We start from the raw sequence: 5,449 nt of genomic DNA, 5'->3' as shown, positions 1-5,449 counted from the left end.
CATGGTTACCGCATGATAATCCGTTTGGACCTTATATTAATCCAACTCCATTTGATCAACATTATCCACAACCAGGTCCTAATTTTTAAATACTTTGGATAGAAGTGCTTTAATACACTTCAAAACTTTTTTTTAATCTTTTTTCCACCAAATTAAAATCCAGTCCGCTTTGTCTTTTTTGTTGTATAGTTTTCCGGTTTCAGAATTTTTGCTAAGAATTTTTTCAAGATATTCTTTTAATTTGGATTTTTCTTCATCATTCAACAAATCCAGACGGAATTTTCCATTGTCCATAGCTTCTTCAATGCTGTTGTATTCTCGGTATGCTTTAATGTCCAGTCTTTCAATATTTGCATAGATTCCCATGTTGAATAATATGTTAAACAGGTAGTTATGTCCGGGAAAATGTTTGTTTTCACGGCCGATGTATTCGTTAAATTCCCCTTCTATTTTCCAGTTTTCAGGACCGAATAAAGTTATAAAAACATATTTGTTGGCAATTTTATTGATTTCTTCCAGAGTTTTCTTTATGGGTATTATTCCGTTTAGTGACCTTGATGCCAGAACAACATCGTGAGGGCCGACTTCCTCATAGGTTATATCTTCAAGAGGCTTTAAAATTGTTTCAACATTATCAATTCCTTTATCTTTGGCTCTCTGGTTTAACAGCTCAAGCATTTTTGTTGATGAGTCAACACCTGTCACTTTTCTAACTTTAAGTGCTAAGGGAAGTGTTATTGAACCTTCACCGCATCCCAAATCCAAAAGACTGTCATTTTTATCCAGTATTAGTTTTGAGAATAATACATCGTGATAATCATCCATTTTGGCTCTTTTGTGAAAACCTTCTGCTGCCTTGTCCCAGTCTTTTCCACGGTCTTTCTTTTGTTCAAGTTCACTGGCCCAAAATTCATCCCATTTTACTTCATTTGGATTTTCGATGCATTGTTTCATTTTCACACCTTTGTTTTTCCATTTAAAACATTTTGAAAGTCTTCATAGTTTTCTTTAAGTAAGCGGGGAATTTCCAAATCATATGGGCAGTTATCTACGCAGGTATAGCATTCTATACAGTCCAGAGTTTTATCCATCATTTCCTGATATTCTTCAGTTAAATAAGGTTCTGACGGAAATCTTCTAATCCATAAGCTCATTCTGGCGCATAGGCTTATATTAATATCTTCAGGACATGGCATACAGTATCCGCAGCCTCTGCAGAAATCATCCCCTAATTCTTTTTTGTCTTTTTCAATAGCTTTTCTTAATTCATCATCTAAAATGGTGTTTTCATCATAGCTCAGGAATTCATCAAGTTCTTCCATTTTTTGAATTCCCCAAATAGGCAATACATTATCAAACTGATTCATGAATGCATATGATGCTTTTGAATTGGTAATTAATCCTCCTCCAAGCCCTTTCATGGCTAAAAAACCTACATCCAGTTTCTTACATTTGTTAACCAGATCTATTTCTTGCTGGCCACTTAAATAGGAAAATGGGTATTGGAGTGTTTCATATAGTCCTGATTCAATTGCTTCATGCGCCATTGTAATTTTATGGGTTGTTATACCGATATGTTTGATTAATCCTTGTTCTTTTGCTTCAAGCATTGCCTTATATAAATCATCTTCACTTTTTGGACAAAATGAGATATTGTGGAATTGATACAAATCAAGATAGTCTGTTTTCATGCTTTTAAGTGATGTTTCCAATTGATTCCAGAATTCTTCAACTTCTTCAGCAGCTCCTTTGCTTGCAAGGTAAATGTCTTCACGTACATCCTCGAAAGCTTTGCCCAATTTGGCTTCACTGTCAGTGTAGAAATGTGCAGTATCATAAAAGTCTATTCCGTTTTCATATGCATGGAGCAATATTTCAACTGAATCATCCATATTTCTTCTCTGGATTGGAAGAGCTCCAAATCCATTTTTGTTAACTTCCAAATTTGTTTTTCCAAGTCTCATTTTAATAACCCGCAATTTTCAATATTATATATGCTATAAAAATAATAATTAACAATATAATTGCCGTTTTTGCTGAAAAAAATCTCGTCTGTTTAAATTCTGCATCTTTGACGTTACCTATTTTCATAATTCTTTCCTTTTCAAATGAACATTTTTGATAAATCATTTCTAAGTCTTTCGGCAGTCTTCCATGTTCATTCAGCATATTGATAGTTTTATTCAGATATTTAACAGCTTCTTTATCATTTCCCAATTTAACGCAGCAAAATGCTGCCTTATAATTAAAGTTGGTAATTAATTCCAAATCGTCTACCTGCTTTTCATAGCTAATGCAGTGATTAAAGTATTTTAATGCACTTTTATACTCGCCAAGTTCATACAGTGCATCTCCTTTGGAGTTGTATGCAATTAATGTTTCTTCATTTTCAAGGGATTTATCCAGATATTCCAATGCTTTGTTGTTTTCACCACATTTTTGAAGCATCTGTCCTTTATATAGGTCTGATTTGCTATCTCCACCGTACTGTTTTTCGTAATTATCGAGGTTAGTCAGAGCTTCTTCATATCTTTTTGCCTGAATTAAAAGTTCAATCTTGCCCATTTTAACTTCTTTTTTTGAAATTCTGGGTTTTTCAATAGGTGAATATGATTTGTATTTTTCTTCTGCCTTATCCATATATTCAAGCGCTTCATCTATTTTCTTTTTGTTAAATTTGGATAATGCTTTATCACATATTACATTAATGGATCTTGGCTGTTTTTCCAAATATCTGTCAAAGTATTTTTCACCATAATCTCCATTGTCATGAGTTTCATCATAATACTGGTAATACATTCCCTTTTCTTCCAGAGCAGGCAGGTATTCTTTATCAATCAGCAAGTCTAAAATAGTTAAGTAATCTTCAATATCATCTTTTGAATGTCTTTTTTTAGATAGTTTAAATGCTTCGTTATAGTTTTCATCCTGAATGTATAGTTTTGCTGTTTTGATAGCATCACTCATTTTATCTACCCATAATTTTTTTATCTTTCCCTTTTTTTATAACTACTCTCAATTTAAATTATGTTTTTTTTAATTAAAAAACATTAAGTATTTTTATATCTTAAATTAAATATTATATTATAATAAGAGTTTTACTCTAATTACTTATTTTTTTATAAATTTTAAATTGTGTGATTAAATGAATGATTTAGAAGAAATTGTATATAAGCATGCTTTATTGAATGCGGCTAAACACAAAGGAAGTGCAAACCCAGGTGCTGTTATGGGTTCCATCATGGCAAATGAACCTGAACTCAGAAGCAGAGCAAAAGAAATAGGGCCGCTTGCAGGAAAGATTGTAGCTCAGGTAAATAAGTTATCCGCTGAAGAGCAGGCAAGTGAAATGGAAAAATATAATGTTGAAGTTCAGGAGAAAAAACAGGTAAAAGAAGAAGGACTTCAAGAACTTCCTGGAACTCATGAAAATATCGTCTTGCGTTTTGCTCCAAACCCTAGCGGACCCTTGCATATAGGACACTCAAGAGCTGCTGTTCCAAATGCAGAATATGTAAAAAGACATAATGGTAAATTAATTTTAAGAATTGAAGATACTGACCCGAAAAGGGTTTATGAAGATGCTTATGAGATGATTCCTGAAGATTTGAAATGGCTGGGAATTAATCCTGATGAAATTGTTTACCAGTCTGACAGATTTGATATTTATTATGATTATGCCCGCCAGCTAATTGAAAAGGGCGCAGCCTACATGTGTACCTGTGACGGTGCTACATTCAAGGAACTGAAAGATAATTGTAAAGCCTGTCCGTGCAGAGATAATTCTGTTGAGAAAAATCTTGAATTATGGGACAAATTTGATACAATGGATGCTGGAGAAGCTGTTTTAAGAGTAAAAACTGATATCAATCATAAAAATCCTGCTATCCGTGACTGGGTAGCAATGAGACTTGTTGATGAAACTCATCCAAGATTAGGCAATAAGTACAGAATATATCCTATGATGAATTTCTCCGTTTCAGTAGATGACCATCTGATGGGAATGACTCATGTTTTAAGAGGAAAAGACCATCTTGCAAACAGTGAAAAACAGAAATACTTATATGACCATATGGGATGGAAATTGCCTGAATTTATCCACTACGGCAGATTAAAAATGGAAGATATTGCTTTAAGTACTTCAAAAGCACTTGAAGGTATAGAAAATGGAACCTATAGTGGATGGGATGACCCTAGACTTGGAACTTTAAGGGCTGTTGCAAGAAGAGGAATTGACCCAAGAACCATTTACAATCTCATTACTGAAATCGGTGTTAAAATGGCCGATTCAGCTATCAGCTGGAAAAAGATTTATGGTTTAAACCGTAATTTGTTGGAACCTATAGCAAATCGTTATTTCTTTGTAGAAGATCCTCAGTTAATTGAAGTTAAAAATTATGAAGACGGCGAAGTCATTGTTGAAAGGCCGCTTCATGCTGACCATATGGACAGAGGCAACAGATTACTTCCATTTGACGGCAGTGCTTATCTGGCCAAATCAGACATTGCTGATGGTGTATTCAGATTGATGGATGCAGTCAATGTAGACATTAAAGGTGATGAAATTACATACAATTCAACTTCCTTTGAAGATGCAAGAGATTTAAAAGCAAGAATCATTCAGTGGGTTCCTGCTGAAGACAATGTTAACGTTACTATTGTAATGGATGATGCATCACTTAAAACAGGTCTTGGTGAAGCAGCATTATCTGATTTAAATGTTGGTGACATTGTTCAATTTGAAAGAGTCGGATTTGCACGTTTGGATGAAATCAAAGACGATGAATTAGTATTCTATTATGCACATAAATAAGGTGGGCAAATGACATTATTTACTAATGGATTTGTTAATTTAAAAACTCCTGAAGGCTTTGATCCTATTCAAAATAAGGGAGATTTTGTTGAATTGTCCTTAGTCAATACTAAAATACCGATGACTATTAAATTTTCAATTGCTCCAACATTGGCAGGTCTTCCAGCTATTAAGGATGCAATGGAAGAACAGCTGAATGCAAATCCCAATATTGATGTTGAAACTGCTGATTTTATAGCTATTAATGAGGATATTTATTATATGATAATATCCTCCATAAAGACTGATAAAAATGAAATCAAACGAAATGAATTTATGTTTGTAAAAGATAATAATTTATATTCCTTTGAATTCGTATATCCTTATGCAGATGCAGAATTGGATGATTTTTACTTAAATATTATTCGGTCAATGGAAATTAAAAAGCCTAAATATATTATTTCAGATGATGGCTATAAATTAAATGATGAATAGTCTTTTTGACTATTTTACTTCTTTTTTTGAGTCTGTAAAATTTTATAGGCTTTTTAAAATTTAATTTTTTTACACTTGAAGTTTTACTTCGATGAAATTCATTCCAATTTTTCTTTAATTTTAATATAAATTGATAAAAAATAGTAAATTACTTAAATAAGT

The 5,449-nt window shown here is 32.8% G+C and carries 5 protein-coding genes; 2 read left to right on the top strand and 3 right to left on the bottom strand.

What is annotated here, in order from left to right; all coding sequences use genetic code 11:
• Window positions 1–132: 132 nt before the first annotated feature.
• Genes ACKI5C_RS10530 through ACKI5C_RS10520 form a run of 3 tightly spaced genes read right to left on the bottom strand, consistent with a single transcriptional unit; the run spans window position 133 to window position 2,967 of the window.
• Window positions 133–954, bottom strand: coding sequence for a class I SAM-dependent methyltransferase (locus tag ACKI5C_RS10530; RefSeq protein ID WP_407433068.1), 822 nt, complete (start codon window positions 952–954; stop codon window positions 133–135).
• Between the two features lie 2 nt (window positions 955–956).
• Window positions 957–1,964, bottom strand: a complete 1,008-nt coding sequence (locus ACKI5C_RS10525) for an aldo/keto reductase (RefSeq protein ID WP_407433067.1) — start codon at window positions 1,962–1,964, stop codon at window positions 957–959.
• A gap of 1 nt (window position 1,965) precedes the next feature.
• Complete coding sequence (locus tag ACKI5C_RS10520; protein ID WP_407433066.1) at window positions 1,966–2,967, bottom strand: tetratricopeptide repeat protein; 1,002 nt, start codon at window positions 2,965–2,967, stop codon at window positions 1,966–1,968.
• 178 nt (window positions 2,968–3,145) lie between these two features.
• Between ACKI5C_RS10520 and ACKI5C_RS10515 the strand changes: the two genes are divergently transcribed.
• Both ACKI5C_RS10515 and ACKI5C_RS10510 read left to right on the top strand, forming a co-directional pair.
• Window positions 3,146–4,813, top strand: a complete 1,668-nt coding sequence (locus ACKI5C_RS10515) for a glutamate--tRNA ligase (RefSeq protein WP_407433065.1) — start codon at window positions 3,146–3,148, stop codon at window positions 4,811–4,813.
• Window positions 4,814–4,822: 9 nt separating this feature from the next.
• Complete coding sequence (locus tag ACKI5C_RS10510; RefSeq protein WP_407433064.1) at window positions 4,823–5,287, top strand: hypothetical protein; 465 nt, start codon at window positions 4,823–4,825, stop codon at window positions 5,285–5,287.
• Window positions 5,288–5,449: the final 162 nt, after the last annotated feature.

Source organism: Methanobrevibacter sp. (genome assembly GCF_045646045.1).
GTDB lineage: Archaea > Methanobacteriota > Methanobacteria > Methanobacteriales > Methanobacteriaceae > Methanocatella.
This window is presented reverse-complemented; position numbering and strand designations above follow the sequence as displayed.